Annotated in this window: 1 protein-coding gene and 1 pseudogene; both read left to right on the top strand. The window is 59.1% G+C overall.

The annotated features are described in order from the left end of the window. The first annotated feature begins 18 nt into the window (after positions 1-18). Positions 19-354 (top strand): hypothetical protein, encoded by a 336-nt coding sequence (locus KDX37_RS29355; protein ID WP_031599242.1) that lies wholly within the window; start codon positions 19-21, stop codon positions 352-354. A gap of 12 nt (positions 355-366) precedes the next feature. Further along, a pseudogene (locus tag KDX37_RS29350) lies at positions 367-536 on the top strand (conjugal transfer protein); the annotation flags it as partial.

Genomic DNA, 536 nt, shown 5'->3' with positions numbered 1-536 from the left:
CCCCAAAGAGGATCAATGATGATCAAACGTACCCTTGTGCCCAACAAAGGCGAACTCTGCATTTTGCTGGTGGCCGTAGCCTGCCTGCCCGGCATCGCCTCCGCTGACTGGCTCAGCACGCTGAACCAGTGGGGCAGCAATATCCGCCTGGGCCTCTACACCTTGGCGGGCACCTTGGGCCTGGTTTGCCTGATCTGGTCAGGTGCCCAATGGCTGATTGCCCGTTCTACAGGCGACCGATCTCACACCTTCATGGACTACTTAGAGCAGGTTGGCGTACTGCTGGTCGTTGGTGGGTCTGTACTCCTCGGCACAGCGGCTTGGCAGGTATTCGGCACCGGCGTGCCGGGTTGACCAGGAGCGCTTATGGCCAGTAACGAAGTGCTCAAAAAAGAGGTTTCCCCAAGCTACAACGCGATGAGTCGGCCCGCGATGTTCTGGAACATCCCCATCATGCCGATGGTGGGATTGCTGATGGGCGGCTTGGTCTTCGGTGTTGCTGCGACGTTTCTGCTGTCCTGGGTGTGGGGCCTGGT

The organism is Pseudomonas californiensis, from assembly GCF_021147775.1.
In the GTDB taxonomy this organism is placed as follows: Bacteria; Pseudomonadota; Gammaproteobacteria; order Pseudomonadales; family Pseudomonadaceae; genus Aquipseudomonas; species Aquipseudomonas californiensis.
The sequence above is the reverse complement of the archived record's forward strand: the minus strand, read 5'-3'. Positions and strand labels throughout refer to the sequence as shown.